General features: G+C 72.4%; 18 protein-coding genes and 1 pseudogene. 7 read left to right on the forward strand and 12 right to left on the reverse strand.

Annotated elements, in window-relative coordinates:
- Positions 1 to 40: 40 nt before the first annotated feature.
- From ABD350_RS32235 to ABD350_RS32250, 4 genes are all read right to left on the reverse strand, one after another.
- The gene (locus ABD350_RS32235) at positions 41 to 1,438 is read right to left on the reverse strand and encodes a hypothetical protein (RefSeq protein ID WP_344352477.1); all 1,398 of its coding nucleotides are present in this window, start codon (positions 1,436 to 1,438) and stop codon (positions 41 to 43) included.
- Complete coding sequence (gene pelF, locus ABD350_RS32240) at positions 1,435 to 2,946, reverse strand: GT4 family glycosyltransferase PelF (RefSeq protein WP_344352478.1); 1,512 nt, start codon at positions 2,944 to 2,946, stop codon at positions 1,435 to 1,437. Before pelF ends, ABD350_RS32235 begins: the two co-directional genes overlap by 4 nt.
- 121 nt (positions 2,947 to 3,067) lie before the next feature.
- Positions 3,068 to 5,200, reverse strand: coding sequence for a hypothetical protein (locus tag ABD350_RS32245; RefSeq protein ID WP_344352479.1), 2,133 nt, complete (start codon positions 5,198 to 5,200; stop codon positions 3,068 to 3,070).
- A gap of 396 nt (positions 5,201 to 5,596) precedes the next feature.
- Complete coding sequence (locus ABD350_RS32250) at positions 5,597 to 6,121, reverse strand: hypothetical protein (RefSeq protein WP_344352480.1); 525 nt, start codon at positions 6,119 to 6,121, stop codon at positions 5,597 to 5,599.
- Between the two features lie 386 nt (positions 6,122 to 6,507).
- On the opposite strand from ABD350_RS32250, the gene ABD350_RS32255 reads away from it, so the two are divergent.
- On the forward strand, positions 6,508 to 6,744 hold the full coding sequence (locus ABD350_RS32255; protein ID WP_344352481.1) for a DUF5133 domain-containing protein: 237 nt from the start codon (positions 6,508 to 6,510) through the stop codon (positions 6,742 to 6,744).
- 528 nt (positions 6,745 to 7,272) lie between these two features.
- Here the strand turns inward: ABD350_RS32255 and ABD350_RS32260 are convergent.
- The 8 genes and pseudogenes from ABD350_RS32260 to proP all read right to left on the reverse strand — a co-directional run bounded on the left by ABD350_RS32260 (position 7,273) and on the right by proP (position 16,387).
- Positions 7,273 to 7,413 carry a hypothetical protein gene (locus ABD350_RS32260; protein WP_344352482.1) on the reverse strand — a complete coding sequence of 47 codons (141 nt, stop codon included), beginning with the start codon at positions 7,411 to 7,413 and terminating at the stop codon, positions 7,273 to 7,275.
- Positions 7,414 to 7,491: 78 nt separating this feature from the next.
- Complete coding sequence (locus tag ABD350_RS32265; protein ID WP_344352483.1) at positions 7,492 to 8,217, reverse strand: hypothetical protein; 726 nt, start codon at positions 8,215 to 8,217, stop codon at positions 7,492 to 7,494.
- A 301-nt stretch (positions 8,218 to 8,518) separates the two neighbouring features.
- Positions 8,519 to 9,001, reverse strand: a pseudogene (locus ABD350_RS32270) (transposase); the annotation flags it as partial.
- A gap of 526 nt (positions 9,002 to 9,527) precedes the next feature.
- Positions 9,528 to 10,328 carry a DUF3472 domain-containing protein gene (locus ABD350_RS32275; protein ID WP_344352484.1) on the reverse strand — a complete coding sequence of 267 codons (801 nt, stop codon included), beginning with the start codon at positions 10,326 to 10,328 and terminating at the stop codon, positions 9,528 to 9,530.
- Between the two features lie 153 nt (positions 10,329 to 10,481).
- Complete coding sequence (locus ABD350_RS32280) at positions 10,482 to 10,610, reverse strand: hypothetical protein (protein ID WP_344352485.1); 129 nt, start codon at positions 10,608 to 10,610, stop codon at positions 10,482 to 10,484.
- A gap of 448 nt (positions 10,611 to 11,058) precedes the next feature.
- Positions 11,059 to 12,699, reverse strand: a complete 1,641-nt coding sequence (pgm, locus tag ABD350_RS32285) for a phosphoglucomutase (alpha-D-glucose-1,6-bisphosphate-dependent) (protein WP_344352486.1) — start codon at positions 12,697 to 12,699, stop codon at positions 11,059 to 11,061.
- Positions 12,700 to 13,252: 553 nt separating this feature from the next.
- The gene (locus ABD350_RS32290; protein ID WP_344352487.1) at positions 13,253 to 14,677 is read right to left on the reverse strand and encodes an amidohydrolase family protein; all 1,425 of its coding nucleotides are present in this window, start codon (positions 14,675 to 14,677) and stop codon (positions 13,253 to 13,255) included.
- Between the two features lie 144 nt (positions 14,678 to 14,821).
- A complete protein-coding gene (gene proP, locus ABD350_RS32295) occupies positions 14,822 to 16,387 on the reverse strand; it encodes a glycine betaine/L-proline transporter ProP (protein WP_344352488.1) in 1,566 nt (521 codons plus the stop codon).
- Between the two features lie 205 nt (positions 16,388 to 16,592).
- On the opposite strand from proP, the gene ABD350_RS32300 reads away from it, so the two are divergent.
- The 6 genes from ABD350_RS32300 to ABD350_RS32325 all read left to right on the forward strand — a co-directional run bounded on the left by ABD350_RS32300 (position 16,593) and on the right by ABD350_RS32325 (position 20,276).
- Positions 16,593 to 16,772, forward strand: coding sequence for a hypothetical protein (locus ABD350_RS32300; RefSeq protein WP_344352489.1), 180 nt, complete (start codon positions 16,593 to 16,595; stop codon positions 16,770 to 16,772).
- Between the two features lie 111 nt (positions 16,773 to 16,883).
- Entirely contained in the window at positions 16,884 to 17,369 is a 486-nt protein-coding gene (locus ABD350_RS32305; RefSeq protein ID WP_344352490.1) for a cation:proton antiporter regulatory subunit, read from the forward strand.
- Between the two features lie 6 nt (positions 17,370 to 17,375).
- Positions 17,376 to 18,647, forward strand: a complete 1,272-nt coding sequence (locus tag ABD350_RS32310) for a cation:proton antiporter (RefSeq protein WP_344352491.1) — start codon at positions 17,376 to 17,378, stop codon at positions 18,645 to 18,647.
- Between the two features lie 34 nt (positions 18,648 to 18,681).
- A complete protein-coding gene (locus ABD350_RS32315) occupies positions 18,682 to 19,305 on the forward strand; it encodes a DedA family protein (protein ID WP_344352492.1) in 624 nt (207 codons plus the stop codon).
- 83 nt (positions 19,306 to 19,388) lie between these two features.
- Positions 19,389 to 19,562 (forward strand): CsbD family protein, encoded by a 174-nt coding sequence (locus tag ABD350_RS32320; protein ID WP_344352493.1) that lies wholly within the window; start codon positions 19,389 to 19,391, stop codon positions 19,560 to 19,562.
- Between the two features lie 261 nt (positions 19,563 to 19,823).
- Positions 19,824 to 20,276 carry an ATP-binding protein gene (locus ABD350_RS32325; RefSeq protein ID WP_344352494.1) on the forward strand — a complete coding sequence of 151 codons (453 nt, stop codon included), beginning with the start codon at positions 19,824 to 19,826 and terminating at the stop codon, positions 20,274 to 20,276.
- The last annotated feature ends 770 nt before the right edge of the window (positions 20,277 to 21,046 follow it).

Below are 21,046 nucleotides of genomic sequence, written 5' to 3' on the forward strand. Positions count from 1 at the left end.
TGAGGTGTCCTTCCGGTGGGTCGGCGGGGCGGGGACGGGGTCACAGGTGCCGGGCGGGCCGGCCGAGCAGCAGCAGCGCGTACGTCACCAGGGCCAGGACCGCGGCGGCGCAGCACAAGGACAGGGCGGCGGGACCGGACGGCGGCCGGAGTACCGGGGCGAGGCCGGCCACCGTGGCGGCGGCCAGGCAGATGACGGCCGGCGGCCAGGCGGTCCCGAACGCCTGGAGGAGCAGCGCGGTCCACAGGGTGGCCGCGAGGAGCAGCAGGGGGGCCGGGGCGGCGCCGGTCAGCCGGGCGGCGGGCAGCAGCGGCAGCAGGTAGGCGCCCAGACAGCCGGCGAGGACGGCGGCGGAGCGCAGCAGGAAACCGGCCGGGGTGGCGGTGGCGCGCAGCGCGGCCACGGACAGGCCCCGGTAGCGGTACAGCAGCCATTCGGCGGGGCCCATGCTGACCGTCAGCACGATCAACGCGTACGGCTCGTGCCGTCCCTCCAGCAGCACCAGCACCCCGGCGGCCAGACCGAACAGGCCGTAGGGCAGGGACCACAGCGGCCGGGGGCGGGTGCCGCCCGCGGTGGCGGCCGGGGTCGCGAGGGCGCCGCGCAAGGCGTGGCCGGTGGCGGCGAGGGTGGCGGCGAGGGCCAGCAGCGGCAGCCCGGCGCGCACCCAGGTGCCGGGTTCCCACCAGGGCAGGACGGCGGCGCCCGCGATCAGCGGGGTCAGCGCGGCGAGCAGCAGCCGCTCGCGGGCCAGCACGAGCAGTACGCCGGCCGCCGCGAGATACAGCGACTGGGCCGCCGCCGCGAGCAGCACGGGGCCGGGGCCGGCGAGCGGGGCCGCGGCGGCGGTGGCGAGGGCGGCGCCGAGCGGGGCGCCGGTCAGCAGGGTGCGGGCGGCCTCCCGGCGACCGGTGACCAGCCGCAGGTGGGCGCGGTGGCCGAGGGCCTGGCCCCAGGCCCAGGAGACCAGGCCGGCGACGATCGGTGCGGCGGCGTGCCGGCCGGGGTGCCACAGCGGCGCGGTGAGCAGGTAGGCGAGGCCCGGCAGGGCGAACAGCACCCCGCGCAGCAGGCAGCGCAGGGTGTCCGGGCGCCAGGGGTCGGCGGCGGGCGGGGGCTCCGGGTAGCTGCGGGGCACCTGTTCGTACAGGGCGGTGGCGAGGGAGAAGAGGTTCGGATGGCCGTAGCGCTGCTTGATCTGCTCGGCGGTCAGGCCCTCGGCCTCCAGCAGGGCGGCGACCTCGTAGGGGTGGACGGCGGGGCCGATACGGTCGGCGAGGGCGGCGGCCAGCCGGCTCACCGCCTCCGGGTCGGGGACGTGGCCGGGCAGCCGCAGGGCGAGGGTGCGGTCGTCGCCGCGGACCGGTGCCTGGGCGAGTCGCAGGGCGAGGGTGTCCTGTTCGGTGCCGCCCGGTTCGAGCGCCATGGGCCCGCTCATCCGGCCAGGCTCCCCGCGGCGGCCCGCAGGCGCTGCCCGCGTGCGGCGGTCTCGGGCAACGGCCGGGCGTGGTAGGGAAGTTCGAGGTAGATGGAGCGGAAGGTGTCGATGGTCTGGCGCAGGGTGAACTGTTCGATCACCCGCTGCCGGGCGGCCTCACCCATCGCCCGGCGGCGCCCGGCGTCGCCGAGCAGTTCGAGCGCCGCCGCCGCCATGCGGTCCGGGTCGCGCGGCGGGACGACGAGGCCGGTGTCGCCGACGGCCTCGCGGACCCCGCCGACGTCGGTGGAGACGGTGGCCCGGCCGCAGGACATGGCCTCGATCAGGGTGAACGGGAAGCCCTCGCTGATGCTGGAGAGCATCACCACGTTCCCGGCCGCGTAGGCGTCCTTGATGTCGTCGACCCGGCCCTCGAAGGTGACGGCGTCGGCGTGGCCCAGGTCGGCGGCGAGCGCCTCGCAGCGTTCCCGGTACGCCTCGCCGCCGCGGGGGGTGCCGCCGAACAGGCGCAGCCGCGCCTCGGGTATCTCCTTGCGGACCAGGGCGAAGGCGCGGATGAGGGTCTCCAGGTCCTTGATGGGGTCGACCCGGCCGGCCCAGCTGAGGGTGGGCGCCTCGGGTTCGGGGCCGGCGGGCGGGAAGGCGGCCGGGTCCACGCCGTTGTAGACGGTGCGGATGGACCGGGGGTCGGCGCCGCCCTGTTCCTCCCACAGCCGGTTGTAGCGGTTGCCGGGGGTGATCAGGGCGGCCCGCCGGTAGCTCTCCTCGGCCAGCAGCCGGAAGAAGCCGAGGACGACGGCCTTGACCGGCCAGCGGTAGGGGGCGGTGCGATAGCCGAGGTAACGTTCCCGCAGGTAGACGCCGTGCTCGGTGAGCAGCAGCGGGACCTGGTGGCGCTCCAGGCCGGCCAGGCCGGGCAGGACGGCCACCCCGCCGCTGACCGCGTGGGCCACGCCGTGCCGGGGCGGGGGCGCGGCGAGCGGGCGCAGGGCGTGTTCCAGCAGGGTGGTGGCGGTGACCGCGTCGTGCAGGGTGGGCCGGGCCTCCCGGACGGCGAGGCCGGGGCGGTTCCACACCCCGGCGAGCAGGGAGATCGCCCGGTCGCCGCGCAGGAACGCGCTCAGCGTGCCCTCGGCGGCGGCCTGGGCCAGGGCGTACAGCGCGGCCGGGAACCGGTCCTCGGCCCGTGGGTCGAGCAGCGCGGTGAGGAAGCGTTCGTAGGCGTCGGCGAGCCGGGAAAGGGCCCGGCCCCGGGGCGGGCGGCCCTCGGGCGGGGCGCCCCACATGGGCACGGACAGCACGCTGTGGACGTGGCCGGGCAGTTCCCAGACGACGGGTTCGCGTCCGGTGCCGGTGACGGCGACGACGTCGAAGTCGAGGTCGGGCATGCCCTGGACGAGCTGGTCGCACCAGACGCTGACGCCGCCGTGGCTGTGCGGGTAGGTGCCTTCGGTGAGCAGGGTGACGTGCGCCGTGCCGGAGCGGCGTGCGCCGTGCTGAGCGTGCATCGATGGGGCTCCACGGCCGAGGTGTGGGGTGGTCGTGTGGTCCGGGGCCGCCGGTGGGCGGGCGGGACCGGGGCCCGTCCGCGCCGTGCGGGAGCGGACGGGCCCTGGGGTCGGTGCGCGTTCAGCTGTCCGGGGTGGAGGAGACCCGCTCGGTGACGCCCGCCGGGACCTCGGTGCGCGGGGCCGGGGCGGTGGTGGCGGCGGTGCCGCCCGGGTGCGCGGCGGGCGCGGCGGCGCCGGCGGGCAGGGTGAAGGTCAGCGGGGTGCCCGAGGAGGCGGTCCAGCCGGAGACCGCGCCCGCGTACGCGGTGCCGTAGGCGGTGTTGCCGAGGGTGGTGCCGGTGGGCAGGGTCGCCGGGACGGCGGTGCCGCCCGGACCCCGCACGGTGACGGTGGTGCCGACGCGGTAGGCGGTGACCCGGCCGGCCTGTACGGCGCTCTTCCAGGCGGCCCGGCGCTGGAGTTCGGCGCCGATGGCCTTCATCCGCAGGTTGACGACGGGGGTGTTGTCGGCGAACAGGGCGTCGTAGCCGTCGAGTACGCCGTTCAGGACCGGGTAGGCGATGCGGTCCTCGGCGAGGTTCGACTGGTGGATGAAGTGCGGCTTGGGGTCGTTGGAGAGCACGTGGCCGAGGGCGATGCGGGTCTCCAGCGGCACGATGTGGTCGGTGTAGCCGGTGGCGGGGTCCAGCGGGGCCGGCAGGCAGGTGGTGGTGGCCGGGTTGTCCTCGCAGATGCCGCTGCCGCCCTGGGCGCGGCTGGTGTAGAGCCAGTTGTACTCGTCGACCTGTTCGGCCGCCCGGCCCGCGTTGTAGAAGACGTTCATCGGGTAGCGGGAGACGGTGGTGGCCGGGCCGACCTTGCGCTGTTCGGGGTCGCGGGAGTTGTCGGAGGCGAGCCATGTGACGCCCTCGGCGGTGAGCGCGAGGCCCAGGTTGGGGTTGTCCTGCGGCTGCTGCGGCAGGATCCTCAGGCCGGAGTGCTCGCCCGTGACCAACTCGTCGGTCTCCAGCGGGAGTCCGGCGACCTGGCCCCAGGCGCGGTTGGTGGCGATCTCGTAGTCGATCGTGGCGAGGCTGACCCACTTGGTGCTGCCGTCGTAGTCGGTGGCGCAGGTCCAGGGCACGACGGTGACGTTCTGCTCGCAGCCGAGGAAGGCGTGCGTGTAGGTGTGGTTGATCCAGCGGAACTTGTTCCGGTCGGCGATCAGCTTGTCGGCGAGCTGGTCGACGCCGTTGTTGTCCTCGCGCTGGTCGACGCTGCCGGCGGCGTTGTAGGCCAGGTCGAGGGTGAAGCGGTGGCTGTTCTGCCAGGCGATGGCCTGGTCGACGTCCGCCGGGGTCATCCGGATCGGGTCGGGAGTGCCCTCGCCGTTCGCACAGTCGACGTCGCCGGGCGTGCAGTTCAGCTGGGTGTCCCAGCGGTCGTCGGCGGCGAACACGTCGTCCACGTGGACGGCGAAGTAGTTGCGGGAGGCGCCGAGGTGCACCCCGCCGGTCATCCATTCCACGATGCCGCGGGCCAGCAGCCGGAACTGCTGCTGGTACCGGTTGTAGACAAAGGTGACGACCAGTTCGCGCCGGCCGTCGTGCCGGTACTCGCCGACCAGCGAGCCCTGTTTCGTGGTGCCCGGGACGGCTGCCTGCACGTAGGGGGTGAAGTCGGCGCCGGCAACGGGTGTCGACAGGTAGGCGTAACTCTCGCCGACCGTAGGCAAGTTGTCCTCGAACGGGACCGCGCCGTCGAGGTAGCCGAAGGGGCCGGCCCGGCCGGCGGCGGTCACCTGGGCGCGGACGCCGTCGACGCTGCCCGAATAGCCGCCGAAGGCGGGGACCTGGAGGCCGACCTGGGGCCGGGCGTAGGTGTAGGCGTCGACCTGGGGGATCGCGTAGGTCTGTTCGTAGGCGGCGAGCGCGCTCATCTCGGCGCTGCCGGCCGCGAACGGGTTGTCGTTGGGCAGGACGACGGCCTGGTACTTGGCGCGCGGGCGGCCGTCGACGGTGTCGGCGAGGAAGGCCGCGTCGATGGTGGGCCGGTCGGCGCGGGTGAGATCGACCTCGGTGTACGGCGTCCCGGCGGTGTCGAGTTCGGCGGCGATGGCGTCGGTGGCCGGGCCACCGTCGCTCACCACCAGGACTCTGAGGTCGATGCGGGCTGTGGCGGTGGTATCGGCCTGGGCCGGACCGGCCGGCAGGGCGAGCGCGCCGATGAGCGCGCCCACCGTCAGGGCGGTGGTGCGTATGGTCCGCTTCATCGCGGTGAAGTCCCCTCCCCGGACAGGGGTGAGCACGGCTCCCATGGAGCGGACGCACCCCCTCGCGCGACGCCGGCGTCCCCCTCAGAAGCCGGTCGTCGACGCATCCGTCGCGTCACATGGTGATGTCTCTGTGGAGCTTTTGTGGTCGAGTTACGGAACATGACGGAAAAAAGCACATGTTGACCGCCGGTCGAGGCAACCCGGCGAGCCGTTTTCCCGTCGACGCCGCGCAGTGGTACAGGACGCGAGGCGGGTCCGGCTGGCTGGTCCGGCCGCTGGACGACGCACCGGCGGACCATGCGGTCCGCCGGGCGGTGTGTCGCGGCGCGCCCCGCGGAGGGCGCGCGGCCAGGGGTGTTTCCGGTCATCGGCGCACGGTCGCCGCCGCGCCCGTCAGGCGCAGAGCACCCGGGTCTCGGGGGTGTAGACGGGTCCGCCGTTGGTGTTGCTGCTGTCGCTGAACTCGGCGTAGTAGTACGAGTAGAAGCCGATGTTGCCGTTGCAGCCGGAGTCGGCGGCGACCTGGAGGGTCAGCGTGACGGTCCGGCTCTGGCCGGGCGGGATGGTGGCGCCGTAGTTCGCACCGAGGTTGCTCGGGCCGGTGCCGGAGCAGGGGGTGCTGCCGGCCACGGTGGCCAGGCTGCAGCCGGTGAAGCTGTACTTCAGGTCCGGGCGCTGGGTGGTCAGCCAGGTCGGGTCGATGGTCTGGTACACGAACCAGACGTCGTAGGTCTTGTTGTTGGTGAGCGTCATCGACAGCTTCACCGTGCCGCCGGGGGTGGTGGTGGCGGAGTCGGTGGCGAAGGTCAGGGTGGTCGGCGCGGGGTCGGCGCTCGCGCTCGGGGCCAGGCCGAAGACGGCGAGGAGGAAGGCGAGGACGGCGGTGAGACCGAGGCGTCTCGGCAGAGGTGATCGCATGGCCCGGGAGGCTAGGCACGGGCCCGGTGCGGCGTCTGCACCCGTGCACGGTCCCGGAGCCGGATCGGCCGAAAGTGATCGCTGTGTGAAGAAGTTGCGATGACGCCGTGATGGAACCCCGCCTTTCACATTCGCGCACGCCGGACGTGGTGGACACGAGGGCGGGGCGGAGCGCCGAGGCGCCGTGACGCACGGAATGCCGTTGGCGTGTACGCGCCGTCCTGGCGGCGCCGGAATAGCGGCTACCGCTTGTAAAGCGGGCCGTTTCCGGCCATCCAGCGGATTCCGGCCGTCGAACGTCACACGGGCCGGGGCATGTACCCGTGCCGCGGGGGTATCCGGCCTGCGAATTCGTTCGTTCGGCGGATCATCAGGAGGCAAAGCGCATGCTCATGGCACACCCCGCGGTACTGAAGGACCTCATCGCCCAGTACGAGACCCTGTCCCTGCTCGGGGCGGAGGAGAGCACCCCCGAGGCCCGGCAGCGACTCGCGGACATCTCCTACACGCTGTGCGTGGCCACCGGCACCCGGGATGTCGACATGGCCCTGATCGCCGCCCGCCACCGCCTGTCCGGGGCCCGCCCGGAGGACGACTCCCTGCTCCAGACGTCCGGGGCCTGATCCGCCCCTCCCCCGAACTCGTCGCCTCCCGCTTCTGGTCGGCGGGACGTATCGGACGGTATGCAGATCCGGTCGGACCGCGAGGGCGAGCACAGGGGGAGGGCGCATGGCGCGCGAGAGGCGACCGGCGAGGTGGCGGGTCGCCGCCGTGGCGGCGGTGCTGGGCGGCTGCGTCCCGGCCGCGGCCGGCACGGCAGCACCGGCCGGCGCGCACCCCGGCCCACACACCGACGCGTACTCCGGCTCGTCCACTATGACGTCGTTCGATAGTTGGCCATCTCGTTCGACAGTTGGCCGGCACTAGGTGCTCACGTCATCGGAGTCGGTAAGGCGCAGGCCGCGGCGCCATGTCGTCGGACACGACGGCAGGTCCGTCCGCTGCGCGGGCCAGGAGCCCGGCGTCGTGCAGGCCGGCGACGAGGGCCGCAGTCGGCTCCTCGCGGGCAGCCGACGCCTGGAACAGCGCGGCCCCGTCCTGTCGGCCGCCCTCCGGCCCCTGTGTCGCCGGGATAAGGGCCACGGCCACCACTAGTTGATCTTGCACGGTTTGCGGTCAATGACAGCCTCGGGATCAAGGCTGAGGCCCCCCTTGGCGGATGCACCGTTCTTGAAGAGCAGGACCCGCTCGAACGCGTCGCCCGGCCGGCCCTCGGGGCCGTAGCCGTGCACGCGGTCCACCTCGTCCTCTGCATACCATCGCCCCGGCAGTGGGGTGCGCGGACGCCAGGGCCAGCACAGTGAACGTGATCACAAAAGATGGTCGGCTCCCTCTCTACCGGCCGGACCCCGCATCATCCACAGCACCGAGGCGGCGGCGACCGCACCCAGGGCGATCGTGTGGAACGGTCCGCGGTGCGGCCACACCAGGACCGCCACGGCAGCAGCCATCCGCAGCCCGAACAGAACAAGGACCGCAGGGTAGGCGAACACCGCGTCTTCGAAGGCGGCCCGGCGGCGCCCGTGCAGGCGCAGCAGCGGCCGGCTGGCCAGCGACGTGTCGTTCGACAGCGCCGGCCGGGTGAGGAACTGCACCTGCGTGCCGGCCGCCGGCCCGGAGCCTGCGACGGCGGCGACAGCACGATTGAGAAGCAGCAGATAAGGAACAGACAGCACCGTCGAGGACGCCTCGCACCATGGGTCCGTTCTGGGCAGGTAGTCGGCGAGGTCGGCCATCTGCTTGTGCTCCCGGTGGCCCGGATTCCACACCCAGTCCCACCGCCTCCGTACCGGCTCACCGGTCAACTCCCGCCAAAGCCCGGGAACCTCTTCCGCAGAGCGAAGCCGCACCAGCAGGTGCGCGTCGCTGGTGCCCGGAACAGGGGCGAAAAAGTTGTAGGCAGGAAGCACAAGACGCAAAGGCCCCGCCGACAGCGCTTCACGCACCCCCGGCACCGCCGCACCGAGCTGGGCCACCGTCGTCAAGGCCAGCCACAGCCCCAGCACGGTGGCCAGCCCGGCCTCGTACACATCCATCGGCTCGAGACCCGCAGCGCTCAGCCCCGCAGCGCCCGCTCCCGGGCGGCCATCAGATCCGCCATTCCGGCGTGCATCCTTTCGCGCACTCGGTTCCTGGTGCCCTCCCAGCAGACGGCACCGGACAAGGCGGCAAGGAGGAGCGAGGGCACAGGATCCACGAGGGACACGAACGGCACCTTTGCGCGAAGCTATGCCCGCTCCTTGCTCGTCTCGCCCTCAGGCTGAAGTTGTCGTTTCGCACCCTCATGGGGGCAGACAGGCGGATCACACGGCTTAGACGTCGTTTTCCCCCGATGTCTCATCCCGGAATCGGTGTTCGGATCATGGCTTCGGAGCGGGCGGGCAGGGTCTCGTAGTCGCGGGCCAGGCGGCGGTGGAGCATCAGCCAGCCGTACGTGCGCTCGACCGCCCAGCGTTTCGGGATCGGGGTGAATTCAGTGGTGCCGGGGGTGCGTTGGACGACTTCCATGTCGATGCCGGGGCAGGCGGCGTGCTCGACGAGGTGGTGTCGGTAGCCGCCGTCGACCCAGACCTTGCGGATGGTGGGGTGAGCGGCCGCGACCTGGCCGATCAGGTCGGTGCCGACGACGGAGTCCTGCACGCTCGCCGCGGTGACCAGCACCGCGAGCAGCAGTCCGAGGGTGTCGGTGACGATGCTCCGCTTGCGGCCCACGATCTTCTTCGCCGCGTCCGTGCCCTGTCCGGCGGTCGGGACGCCGGTGGAGGTCTTGACGCTCTGCGCGTCGGTCACGCACGCGGATGGCTCCGCGCCCTTGCCCTCACAGTCCGACCAGCTGATCGACGCCCTCCTGCCCAACGCTGGGACGCGTGTGGTCGACGGGAGGGCCCGGGAGGTGATACGGCACGCGGCGACAATCCGCCCGGCGCGTCGATCTCCGGTCCAGCCCGGGCGGTTCGGGAAAAGGGCGGCCCGGCCCGGGTCGCGCGAGGGCCGGCAGAACGGCACCGGCTACGCCCGAGTTCGGCGTCCACCCACTTGGCGGCCGCCGTCAGGGCGAGGCTCCGCGGTATGGCAGGGAGCCGGTGCTGACGGCCCGGCTCCGCAAGGTGTCCGGGTACTCCCTGTACGACCTCATTTCCACCGCGGGGAGCCGACACGACGACGGGATAGTGCTGCGGTATCGCCTGCGAACCGGTGAAGCAGGGACTCGCAGCAAAGTGCGATCGGCCGGCCCGGCGCAGGGCGCTGTAGACGCAGTTCATGGAACTGGCGGATCAGGCAGCACCAGGGGTGGAACGGCATGTCAACAGGTCGCCGAGCCGGGGACGGGCAGTCGCCGAAGGGATCAGCGGCGTGCCAGGTGCGACCGGACGGTGTAGCTCCCGGGGGCGGGGACCGTCACCGTGTAGTCCGACACGTTGATGCAGGTGTAGATGTCTTCACCCGGCTCTTTCGTGGCCTTGTGCCGGTACGCCCTGAACGACAGCGGTCGTCCGTCGGCTTTCACACCGGTGTAGGAGACGGTCACCGCGGGGATGTCCGCGCAGGTGCGGATGCCGTCGAACTTCTCGATGAACGCGTTGGCCGAGTTCTTGAAGCCGGCGAAGTTCCGCGGGAGGCGCCAGGCTCCGATCGTCCGTAGCTTCCCCGTGGCGACGTCCTTGATCGTTCCGGTATAGACCGGCCCGGACGTGCTGTTCGTCTTCTTGGTGGTGATGGTGTACTTCCGCCCCACCACGTACTTCAGGTCGTCGATGCCGCAGGTGACACCGTCTTCGTCATCGGCGCCTTGGTGGCAGTTGGAACGGAGCGGGGTGGCGCCGGCGCCGAAGAAGGAGAATCTGACGCCCGCCTTGCCGTTGGGGTGCGGCTGGATGCCCGAGTAGAAGCCCCCGCCGTTCTTCGCGTACACGAAGTGCGCGTAGTAGATGGAGTCGGTGGCCAGGCGGGTGCCGACCCTGACGGTGTACGTGTAGGTACTGAAGTTCCCCGGGACGGCGAAGTCGAAGTTGATGAAGTGCTGAGGGTTCTCGGCGGGAATCGACCCGGGATCATCGGCTCGCGCCATAGTCGGGGAGAGGGCCAGCACGGCGGCGGCTGCGACGATCGCAGTCAGCCGGGCGCGCCGCGGCAGGAAACGCTGCACAACAGTCCTTTCGTGTCGTGATGCCCGCGGCAGAGCACGGGGCACCGTGGGTCCGCTTTCCGCCCCTGAGCTGCCGCGACCCCTGAACCCGGCAGGTGGCCGCATGCCGGACGTCACTCCTCAACAGGCCGGGCAACTCGGTACGCACCGCCGTCAGCAGCTGATGAGGGTCGGACAGCCCGGAACCGAAAGGAGGGTTTCCTCGTCCGCTGCGGGCTGCTCCATCTCGCCGGCCTGCCCGTCCAGCTCTTCGTCGAGAGTGTCCGGTTCGATAACGGGCATGGCTGCCTCCGTGGTGAAGACGGATCGGTGACGGGCTCCCGGCGAAGCCCGCCCAAGAGCGCGCCACCGAGCGGAAGACCGCTTGACGCTGACCGAGAACGGTCTCTGCGTCACCAGAGTCGGTGCCCTGCCAGCAGCCCGGCGAAAATAGTCCAAATGGCTACATAAGGCGCACAACCGCGCAAAAATTTCCCTCTCGTGCTCGTAGGCACTCCCGGCTGGGCGAATCACCCCGCCTGCGGTGTACGAACCTGCGAAACGGTTGTGCGAGCTGGTCGCATCACCGCTGCCCGCCCTTTCGCCGCCGAGGGCGCCATCATTTGACGACAGGAGGGGGTGCCGTCAACGAACGTCGGACGCGCCGGCTGGAGCGGGAGCGCGGGCGCGGCCGAGCCGGGGCGGCCCCGCCGGGAGCCGCCCCGTGAGCCCCGTCGGCCCGCCCGCCCCGTCAGCCGCCGAGCGCGCCCAGCACCACGGCCTGGGCCTCCTCCTGCACCCGGGCGAGGTGGTCCTGGCCGAGGAAGGACTCGGCGTACACCTTGTACACGTCCTCGGTGCCCGAGGGCCGGGCGGCGAACCAGGCGTTCTCGGTGGTGACCTTGATGCCGCCGATCGCGGCGCCGTTGCCGGGCGCCTCGGTGAGCACGGCCGTAACCGGCTCCCCGGCCAGCGTGTCCGCGGTGACCTGGGCCGGCGACAACTTGGCGAGCAGCGCCTTCTGTTCGCGGGTGGCGGGCGCGTCGATGCGGGCGTAGGCGGGGGCGCCGAAGCGGCCGGTGAGCCCGGCGTAGTGCTCCGACGGCGTCTTGTCGGTGACCGCCGTGATCTCGGCGGCGAGCAGGGCCAGGATGATGCCGTCCTTGTCGGTGGTCCACACCGAGCCGTCCCGGCGCAGGAAGGAGGCGCCGGCCGACTCCTCGCCGCCGAACCCGAGGTCGCCGCCGACGAGTCCGTCCACGAACCACTTGAACCCGACCGGCACCTCGACCAGCCGGCGGCCGAGATCGGCGGCGACCCGGTCGATCATGGAGGAGGAGACCAGGGTCTTGCCGATGCCCGTGGCGGCCGGCCACTGCTCGCGGTGCCGGTAGAGGTAGGAGATGGCGACCGCGAGGTAGTGGTTGGGGTTCATCAGGCCCGCGTCCGGGGTGACGATGCCGTGCCGGTCGGCGTCGGCGTCGTTGCCGGTGGCGATGCGGAAGCGGTCGCGCTGCTCGATGAGGGAGGCCATCGCGTACGGCGAGGAGCAGTCCATCCGGATCCGGCCGTCCCAGTCCAGGGTCATGAACCGCCAGGTCGGGTCGGTGTGCGGGTTGACCACCGTCAGGTCGATGCCGTGCTGTTCGGCGATCCGCCCCCAGTAGGCGACGGAGGCGCCGCCGAGCGGGTCGGCGCCGATGCGCACCCCGGCCGCGCGGACGGCGTCCAGGTCCAGCACGTTCGGCAGATCGCCGACGTAGGTGCCCAGGAAGTCGTAGCGCCCGGTGGTGTCCGCGGCGAGCGCGCGGGCGTACGGCACCCGGCGTACGGCCTTCAGGCCGCCCGCGATGATCTGGTTGGCGCGGTCCTGGATCCAGGCGGTGGCGTCGGAGGCGGCCGGGCCGCCGCTCGGCGGGTTGTACTTGAAGCCGCCGTCGGCGGGCGGGTTGTGCGAGGGGGTGACCACCACACCGTCGGCGAGGCCCGAGGTGCGGCCCCGGTTGTACGTCAGGATCGCGTGCGAGACGGCGGGGGTGGGGGTGTAGCCGTCCGCGTCGTCGATGAGCACGCTCACGCCGTTGGCCGCGAAGACCTCCAGCGCGGTGGCCTTCGCCGGCTCGGACAGGGCGTGGGTGTCGGCGCCCAGGAAGAGCGGGCCGTCCGTGCCCTGGACGGCACGGTATTCGCAGATGGCCTGGCTGGTGGCGGCGATGTGGTCCTCGTTGAAGGCGCTCGCCAGGGACGAGCCTCGGTGCCCCGAGGTGCCGAACGCCACCCGCTGTGCCGGGTCGGCCGGGTCGGGGTGCAGCGTGTAGTACGCCGTGACCAGCCGGGCCACGTCGACAAGGTCCTCGGGACGGGCCGGCCGGCCGGCTCGTTCGTGCGGCATGAGTACCGTTCCTCCGCATCGGTGGGTCGTTCGCTCACCGCACATCTTTCCTCGTGGCGGGCGCGCCGGGCGAGTGCGCCCCACCGACGGTGCGGCACGGCCGACGGGGCGCCCGGTGCGGAGCCGGGCGGGCGGCCCGTGCGAAGCCAGGCGAACGGCCGATGTGGAGCCGGGCGAACGGCCCGTGCAAGGCCCGGCGGACGGCCGATGCGAAGCCAGGCGAGCGACCAGCGCGAAGCCAGACGGACGGACAGCGCGAAACCCGGCGGACGGCCCCTGCGAAGCCCGGCGGACGGCCGATGCGAAGCCAGGCGAGCGACCAGCGCAAAGCCAGACGGACGGCCGGCGCGAAGCCAGACGGGCGGACGATGCGAAGCCGAACGGGCGACCAGCGCGAAGCCCGGCGAACGGCCGATGCGAAGCCAGGCGGACGGACAGCGTGAAGCCAGGCGGACAGCCGATGCGCAGCCCGGCGAGCGACCAGTGCGACGCCCGGTGGACGGCCGGTGCGGAACCGGGCGCGGCAGGTGGGCCGGCCCGGTTTCGGGCGGGCTCAGGATCCGGCGCGCACGCGGGCCGCGGCGCGTTCCGCTTCCCGCACCACCTCGGCCGTGTCGACGTCCACCAGTTTCCCGCGCAGCTTCCGTGCCCGCCCGTCGACGTACACCTGACTCACGTTGCCCGGCTGGCCGTTGAGCACGATCTGGCCGACCCAGTCGAAGCGGGGCGCGAAGTTGAGCGTGCCCGGGTCCAGGACGACCACGTCGGCGCGTTTGCCGGGGGTGAGCGAGCCCACCTGGTCGGCCATGTGGAGGCACTCGGCCCCGCCCAGCGTCGCCATCCGCAGCACGGCCGGGATCGTCGGGTGCACGTCGGCGTTCTGGTGGAGGGCGCGTTGCAGTCCGACGGCCGCCTTCATCACGCCGAACATGTCCGAGGTGTCGTTGGTGCCGCCGTCGTGGCCGAGTCCGGTGCGCACCCCGCGCCGCTCGAACTCGGGGAGCCGGATGATGCCGGAGGCCAGCCGCATGTTGCTCAGCGGGCAGTGCGCCACCCGCACATCGGCGTCGGCGACCTGCGCGATCTCGTCGTCGGTGAGGTGGATCGCGTGGTTCATCAGCAGGTCCGGCCCGAACGCGTCCGCGGTGCGCAGGGAGCGGATCGGCTCCTGCGCGCGGTCGCCGCGGTGCTCCAGCACATGCGAGTTGATCATCAGCCCCAGATCACGGGCGACCTCGCGGGATCTGCGCAGCAGGTCGAGCCCGTCCATGCCGGCGTGCACGGAGACCTGGGCGGAGGCCAGTGGCAGCGGGTCGAGGAGTTCCTTCTTCACCCGCGGGACGAGGTCGAGGTTCGCGGTGTTCTGCGCCATCGCGTACACGAAGCGCAGTCCGGTGTGGTCCAGCGCGCGGATGTACTGCTCGCTGGTGTCGAACGGAATAGGGTGCACCCAGTCGACGAGGGTGGTCACCCCGGCCTGGAGGGCGTCGAGCGCGGCGAGCCGTACGAACCGGTACATGTCCTGCGGGCCGATCTTCGGCAGAGTGGCCCGGTTGCACCCGGCCAGCCAGCCGTACAGGTCCTGGGTGGCGCAGCCGCCGCGGATGCTGGACTGCCACAGGTGGTTGTGGAGGTCCACGAAACCCGGCAGTACCAGCATGCCCGAGACGTCCACCACCCGGGCGCCGGCCGGTGCGGGCAGCCGCCGCCCCACCCCGGCGATCCGTCCGTCCCGCATGAGGACGTCGGCGTGCTCCAGCGTGCCGAGCTCGCCCGTACCGAGGGCGGGGTCCATGGTGAGGACGAGTTCGGCATCCCGGAGCAGGGTGGTGGGCGCGTGCCCGGCGGCCCGGTCCGGGCGCGGGGCCCCGGTGGACGCGCTGGCCGCGCCCGTCAGGGGGACGGCGCCGATTCCGGCCAGCACCGTCCGGCGGCGCGGTGGCCGGGGAGTCGCGGGGGAGCTCGTGGTGGGGGTCATTGCGGTGTTGTACCGCGGGTAACACCCGCACGACACGACCAATTTCAGCCAACGGAAAGGCTCTTCCGCATGACGGATGCTCCCGGGGTGTGCGGAGGCCGCCCACGACCGTGAACAGCCAGTGGGTGGCCAGGGGCGCGCTGCTTAGCCCCGCCGCGCCCGCTCCCGAGCCCGCTCCTGATCCCGCGCGAAGGCGTACAGCTCCTTGGAGGTGGCGATCAGTTCGCGCCGCTCCTCCCGCGAACCGACCATCGGCTGCGAGCCCTTGAGCGGCACCTGGGCGCTCTCCGGCAGGAACCGCACGGTGAGCAGACCGATGGCACCGGCCAGCATCAGGTAGTAGGCGGGCATGAGGTCGTCACCGCTCGCCTCGACCAGTGCGGCGGTGACCAGCGGGGTGGTGCCGCCGAACGCGGCGACCGCGACGTTGAAGCCGATGCCCATGGCCGCGTAGCGCACGGCGGTCGGGAACAGCGCGGGCAGGGTGGCCGCGCTGGGCGCGGCGAAGCAGGCCAGCAGCGTGGCCAGAAGCAGCACCCCGGCGATCGGCGGCCAGGTGCCGTCCGCCTTGATCAGCAGGAAGGCCGGCACGGCGAGCACGATCATCGCGGCGGCGCCGACGGCGTAGAGCGGCCGTCGGCCCACCCGGTCGCTGAGCCGGCCGAGAAAGGTGATCAGAAGGACGATCCACACCATGCCGACCAGCACCAGCAGATCGGCGGAGCCGCTGGAGCGGTGCAGCGTCTCGGTCTGATAGGTCGGCAGATAGCCGGTGACCATGTAGTTGGTGACGTTGTAGAGCAGCACCAGGCCCATGCAGACCAACAGGGCCCGCCAGTGGTTGCGGACGATGTCCTTGAACTCGCTGCCCGCCGACTCCTGCGCCAGGGCCTTCTCGTGCTCGTCCAGCTGCTGCTGGAAGGCCGGGGACTCCTCCAGCTTCATCCGCATGTAGAGGCCGATGACACCGAGCGGTCCGGCGATGAGGAACGGCACGCGCCAGCCCCAGGACAGCATCTGGTCGTCGGTCAGGGCCAGGTTCAGCGCGGTGACCAGGGCCGAGCCGAGGGCGTACCCGGCGAAGGTGCCGAAGTCCAGCCAACTGGAGAGGAAGCCGCGCCGGCGGTCCGGGGAGTACTCGGCGACGAAGGTGGTGGCCCCGCCGTACTCGCCGCCGGTGGAGAAGCCCTGGACCATACGGGCCAGCAGGAGCAGTACGGGCGCGGCGATGCCGATGGTGGCGTAGCCGGGGATGATGCCGATGGCGAAGGTGCCCACGGCCATCATGATCATGGTGGTGGCGAGCACCTTCTGCCGGCCGATCCGGTCGCCGAGCGGCCCGAAGACCAGTCCGCCGAGGGGCCGTACGACGAAGGCGGCGGCGAAGGTCGCGAACGAGGAGATGACCTGGGCGGCCGGGGAGGCGCCGGGGAAGAACACCTTGCCGATGGTGGCGGCGAGGTAGCTGTAGACACCGAAGTCGAACCACTCCATGCAGTTGCCGAGCGCCGAGGCGCCGACCGCGCGCCGCAGCAGCGGGGGCTCGACCACCTGGACGTCGTCGGCGCGGAAGGCCCGCCGGTTGCGGCGCAGCCTGCGGCTCAGCTCCTCGCGTACCTGGCGCGGCAGTCGTGCCACGGCCTTCGGCACCCGCCGCGCACCTCCCTCCCCGCCGGGTACGGGCTCCCCGCCGGACCTCTCATCGCTCATGAGCGCCTCCTTCCGCACGCCTTGTTGATCACCCGCCTGCCCGTCTCGCCGGGCCGGAAACGGAACGCCCCGCTCCCTGTCCCGGCGCCGGGATCCGGGCGCACGCCACAGGCGTAAGGAAAAAATAGGACATACTGGAGGTCGCCGGACGACGTTGTCAGCCCGGCCTTCGCGCGACCCGCGATCCCAAGGAGCCGTTTCCCGTATGGCGCACGGAGCCCACGGCAGCCCTCTGCTGCCGCCCCGACCCGACCCGGTCCTCGCCCGCGACTGCGATCAGTGCCTCGGCTGGGGCTCCGTCGTCACCCGCGACGGGCACCACGAACTGTGCCCCGCCTGCCAGCCGGGCCCCACCGGGCGACAGCCCGGCGACCCCCGCCCGTAGCACGGCTCCCGCCCCCCAACCCTCGCCCCACCCCGGAAGGATCATCTTCCGGATAAGCTCGGGTAACGGTTTCACCAAGAAACGTTCGAGGCCGAGGGGCAGGGGACCGCCATGAGTACCGCACGCACCAGCAGGACACCGTTGCCGGGCATCGGCGTCCGGTACGACCTGACGACCCGCGAGCACCGCCAGCTGTCGGTGGTCGCCCACCGGGACGGCTCGCGCACCCTGAGTGCGTACCGGAGCGACGACCCCGACGCCTGCGCGCTGTCGGTCCGGCTCACCGGGCAGGAGGCGGAGGCCCTGGTGGACGCCCTGAAGCCGACCCATCACAGCCCCACTCTGCTGTCCACCACGGAACTCGGCCTGGTGGCCGAACGGATCGAGCTGTCCGGGACCTCGCACTGGAACGGACGGCTGCTCGGCGACACCCGGATGCGCACGGAGACCGGTGTGTCGATCGTGGCCGTACTGCGCCGCGCCGAGGCGATCCCCTCCCCCGGCCCCGGCTTCCGGCTGGCCGGCGGGGACACACTGATCGTGATCGGCACCCGCGAGGGTGTGGACGCCGCCGCCGCCATACTCGGCCGGGAGTGATCGCCGATGCACTCCTCCGCGGTCTTCCTGATCGAGTTCGGCGCGATCATCCTCGGCCTCGGACTGCTCGGCCGGCTCGCCGCCCGCCTGCGGTTCTCGCCCATCCCGCTGTATCTGCTGGCCGGGCTGGCCTTCGGCGAGGGCGGGCTGCTGCCCCTCGGCACCAGCGAGGAGTTCGTGGCCATCGGCGCCGAGATCGGTGTCGTCCTGCTGCTGCTGATGCTGGGCCTCGAATACACCGCCGGCGATCTGGTCTCCAACCTGAAGACCCAGTACCCGGCGGGAATCGTCGACGCCACCCTCAACGCCCTGCCCGGCGCCGTCATGGCCCTACTGCTGGGCTGGGGCCCGATCGCCGCCGTCGTCCTGGCCGGCATCACCTGGATCTCCTCCTCCGGGGTCATCGCCAAGGTCCTCGGCGACCTGGGCCGGATCGGCAACCGGGAGACACCCGTGATCCTCAGCATCCTGGTGCTGGAGGACCTGTCCATGGCGGTCTACCTGCCCGTCGTCACCGCCCTGCTGGCCGGGACCGGGATCGCCGCGGGCAGCGTCACGCTGGCCATCGCGCTCGGCGTGGCGAGCGTGGTGCTGCTGGTGGCGGTGCGCTACGGCCGGCACATCTCCCGCTTCGTCTCCACCGACGACCCCGAGAAGCTGCTGCTGGTGGTGCTCGGCCTGACCCTGGTGGTGGCCGGGGTCGCCCAGCAGCTGCAGGTCTCCGCGGCGGTCGGCGCGTTCCTGGTGGGCATCGCCCTGTCCGGGGAGGTCGCCGAAGGCGCGCACAACCTGCTGGCACCGCTGCGGGACCTGTTCGCGGCGGTGTTCTTCGTCTTCTTCGGCCTGCACACCGATCCGGCGAGCATTCCGCCGGTGCTGCTGCCCGCGCTCGCCCTGGCCGCCGTCACCACCCTCACCAAGATCGCCACCGGCTGGTGGGCGGCCCGCCGCGCGGGCATCTCCGGCCGGGGCCGCTGGCGGGCCGGCGGCACCCTCGTGGCCCGGGGCGAGTTCTCCATCGTCATCGCGGGACTCGCCGTCACCTCCGGCATCGACTCCGACCTCGGCCCGCTGGCCACCGCCTATGTGCTGATCCTGGTCATCGCCGGCCCGCTCACCGCCCGCTACACCGAGCCGCTCGCCCTCCGGCTGACCGGCCTCCGGGGCGGCGCCCGCCCGGCACCGGACCCCGAGGCCGAAGCCGAGGCAGAGAGCGAGGGCGAGGGTGGCCCGGAGTCCGTCTCCCCGGGCCAGGAGACCCCGGTCAGCCGGTCCTGATCACCTCACGGCGGCACCGACGTACCGTGGGGGCATGTCGTCGCCTCCCCTTCCGGGGCCGCTGGCCCACCTGGAACCGCTGCTCGGCCACTACGGCTACTGGGCCGTGGGGGCCGTGGTCCTCGTGGAGGACTTCGGGGTCCCCGCGCCCGGAGAGACGATCCTCCTCGCCGCGGGCGTGTACGCGGGCGCGGGGCGGCTGAACGTGGCGGCCGTGGCACTCATCGCGTTCGCCGCGGCCGTCGCCGGGGACAACCTCGGCTATCTGATCGGCCGGTCCGGCGGACGGGCCTTCGTACACCGGTGGGGCCGGTACGTCTTCCTCACCCCGAAGCGGTTCGAGGCCGCCGAGGGGTTCTTCACCCGGCACGGCGGCAAGATCGTGACCGTCGCCCGGTTCGTGGAGGGGCTGCGCCAGGCCAACGGCATCATCGCGGGCACTACCGGCATGCGCTGGCACCGCTTCCTCGCGTTCAACGCCCTCGGCGCGGCCCTGTGGGTCGGCCTGTGGACCACCCTGGCCTACCTGGCCGGCAGCCACATCACCGCGATCTACGACGAGATCAGGCGCTACCAGCTGTACGTCGTCCTCGCCGTCGCCGTGGTGATCGCGGGGTTCGTCGTACGCCACCTCGTACGGCGGCGGCGCGCCCGCTGATCCGCCTCCGGGTTTGGACGGCCGCGCAGCGGCAATCCGGAGGAGGACCACAGACCGCGTCCGAAGTTGGGAAGTGACACACGATGGCCGGCAACCAGAAGGCGAAGGCCAAGGCGGAGCAGGCCAAGGGCAAGGCGAAGGAGGCCCTGGGCCGCGCCGTGGGCAACGAGCGCATGGAGGCCGAGGGCCGCGCGGAGGGCGCCAAGGGAGACGCCCGGCAGGCCAAGGAGAAGGGGAAGGACGTCTTCAAGCACTGAGGAGACGGCTTCGACCACCGAGGCGTGTGCCGGTCACCGAGATGTGTACCGGTCCGGCCACCGAACGGGCCCGGGAGTTCCAGCGGAAGCGGAGGTCCCGGGCCCGTTTACGCGCGGCGGAACGGGGCGTTCCTGCCCATCCGGGAGATTCCTCGCAAACGTCCCCTTGACCCGCCGCCCAGCGGGTAGCCGAGCAGGGACGGCACGGTACCCCTGTGCACAGGAAGGGCCCCTGACCCCAGAGGAAAAGGGCAACTAGGTATGGACATCCCGCTCAGGACCCACGCGACGACGACGCGGGACCGCCCGGCGGTCCTGCGGTACAGCCGCACCTGGGACGCCGGCGTCTCCAGCATCGCCGAGGCCAGAGACGCCGTCGCCGACCTGCTCGCGCGGGCGCGGCCGGCCCCCGCACGGCGTCCGGTGCAGGATGCCCAGCTGGTCGTCAGCGAACTCGTCACCAACGCGGCCAAGCACGCGCCCGGCCCCTGCGCGCTGGCCCTGGAGCTGCTGCCGGGCGCGCGGGCACTGCGCGTCACGGTCACGGACACCTCCCGGGAGCCACCCCGCAGGCGTCCCCCCGATCCCCGCCGGGTCGGCGGCCACGGCCTGCACCTGGTGGCGATGCTCGCCCGCGACCTGGAGGTGACCTGGCTGGCCCACGGCAAGCGGGTCACGGCGACCGTACCGCTGACCGCGGAAGCGATCGGCTGACCGACGGCGTCCCACCCGTACGCCGGCCCGGCGCCCCCGCGCAGGGCCGCCGACTAGGCCGGGCGGCCACCCGCAGCGGCTCCAGGCTTCCGGACGCGGCTGCCCCAGGCTTCCGGACACGGCTCCCCCGGCCCGGCCCGGCCGCGTCCCCACCCAGGAACCGCCACCGGCCGCGCACACGATCCGCCGCCCGACCGCGGCACCAGCCCCCCCCCCTGCACGGCAGCCACCCCTGCCCGCCCCCGTCGTCGGATTCAGCCGGCCAACCCCAGGAGCCAGGAGTCTGCCCAGGGCCTTCGGCCAGGGCGGTTACGTGCTCGCTCCGACCGCACAGCCCGGCGGCGCCCCACTGCCCACCATCAACCCCAGCGGCAGCCGAGCCCGCTCAGGCCGGCGCCACGCGGGGCGCCGTGGCCGACGAGAGATCACCCGGACGGTCAGGGACGCGGGGCGGCGAACCGGCGTCGACCGGTCAGCGGCGCGGGGGCGGCGAACCGCGTCGACGCCAGATCCGGTACGCCGTGCACCCGGCCCACCCCCGCTTTCCGCAGCCGGCCGGCGAGCCTGTCGGACACCCCTTCGGGCAGAGCAGGGCGGGGCGGGGCTGCCGGTGCGGGTGGTGGAGCTGCTGACGGCGGGCGGGCGGCCTTGGACCTGTGCTCCGCGCGGGACCGGTGTAGGGTCTCGAAAGCCTTGGCAGAATCTCACGGCAGTTGGCAGATGGATGGCAGAAATGCCCCTGTCGTGAGACTCGCAGTTGTCCTGTCGCA

The organism is Streptomyces nogalater (genome assembly GCF_039532885.1).
GTDB lineage: Bacteria > Actinomycetota > Actinomycetes > Streptomycetales > Streptomycetaceae > Streptomyces > Streptomyces nogalater.

Bases quoted from the DNA above. Each gene is read 5' to 3' on its own strand.
- ABD350_RS32245 (WP_344352479.1), bottom strand. From the start codon at position 5,200: ATGAAGCGGACCATACGCACCACCGCCCTGACGGTGGGCGCGCTCATC.
- ABD350_RS32315 (WP_344352492.1), top strand. From the start codon at position 18,682: ATGTCGTCGCCTCCCCTTCCGGGGCCGCTGGCCCACCTGGAACCGCTG.
- pelF (WP_344352478.1), bottom strand. From the start codon at position 2,946: ATGCACGCTCAGCACGGCGCACGCCGCTCCGGCACGGCGCACGTCACC.
- ABD350_RS32280 (WP_344352485.1), bottom strand. From the start codon at position 10,610: ATGCCCGTTATCGAACCGGACACTCTCGACGAAGAGCTGGACGGGCAG.
- ABD350_RS32255 (WP_344352481.1), top strand. From the start codon at position 6,508: ATGCTCATGGCACACCCCGCGGTACTGAAGGACCTCATCGCCCAGTAC.
- ABD350_RS32305 (WP_344352490.1), top strand. From the start codon at position 16,884: ATGAGTACCGCACGCACCAGCAGGACACCGTTGCCGGGCATCGGCGTC.
- ABD350_RS32310 (WP_344352491.1), top strand. From the start codon at position 17,376: ATGCACTCCTCCGCGGTCTTCCTGATCGAGTTCGGCGCGATCATCCTC.
- ABD350_RS32290 (WP_344352487.1), bottom strand. From the start codon at position 14,677: ATGACCCCCACCACGAGCTCCCCCGCGACTCCCCGGCCACCGCGCCGC.
- ABD350_RS32300 (WP_344352489.1), top strand. From the start codon at position 16,593: ATGGCGCACGGAGCCCACGGCAGCCCTCTGCTGCCGCCCCGACCCGAC.
- ABD350_RS32320 (WP_344352493.1), top strand. From the start codon at position 19,389: ATGGCCGGCAACCAGAAGGCGAAGGCCAAGGCGGAGCAGGCCAAGGGC.
- ABD350_RS32325 (WP_344352494.1), top strand. From the start codon at position 19,824: ATGGACATCCCGCTCAGGACCCACGCGACGACGACGCGGGACCGCCCG.
- proP (WP_344352488.1), bottom strand. From the start codon at position 16,387: ATGAGCGATGAGAGGTCCGGCGGGGAGCCCGTACCCGGCGGGGAGGGA.
- pgm (WP_344352486.1), bottom strand. From the start codon at position 12,699: ATGCCGCACGAACGAGCCGGCCGGCCGGCCCGTCCCGAGGACCTTGTC.
- ABD350_RS32235 (WP_344352477.1), bottom strand. From the start codon at position 1,438: ATGAGCGGGCCCATGGCGCTCGAACCGGGCGGCACCGAACAGGACACC.
- ABD350_RS32250 (WP_344352480.1), bottom strand. From the start codon at position 6,121: ATGCGATCACCTCTGCCGAGACGCCTCGGTCTCACCGCCGTCCTCGCC.
- ABD350_RS32265 (WP_344352483.1), bottom strand. From the start codon at position 8,217: ATGGATGTGTACGAGGCCGGGCTGGCCACCGTGCTGGGGCTGTGGCTG.